Source organism: Marinimicrobium sp. UBA4209 (assembly GCF_002381585.1).
In the GTDB taxonomy this organism is placed as follows: Bacteria; Pseudomonadota; Gammaproteobacteria; order Pseudomonadales; family Cellvibrionaceae; genus Marinimicrobium; species Marinimicrobium koreense.
Map to the genome: position 1 here is coordinate 827 of NZ_DFTP01000085.1, position 222 is coordinate 1,048.

1 protein-coding gene is annotated in these 222 nt (G+C 64.9%); it reads right to left on the bottom strand.

What is annotated here, in order from left to right; genetic code table 11:
* A partial coding sequence (locus B3187_RS12305) for a phosphoenolpyruvate-utilizing N-terminal domain-containing protein (protein WP_286806824.1) occupies nucleotides 1-222 on the bottom strand: 222 nt, incomplete at both ends.

The window sequence follows — 222 nt, forward strand, 5'->3', positions numbered from 1 at the left end:
ATATCTTCCCGCACCGCCTGCAGGCACTTCTGGAAAAAGGCGAGTTCCGCCTCCACATCGGTGCAGGTTTTATAGGGCACCGAGCGCAGATCGGCCGGCGGCGTTATCACCACCGCCTCGCCCATGGCAATCCCGGAGGCGCCGGACACCCCGGCAAATTTGGCTTGCGCCGCCTTTTCGCCAATGGCCACCATCACCCCGGTCGCCTCGGCGTGGGCGATC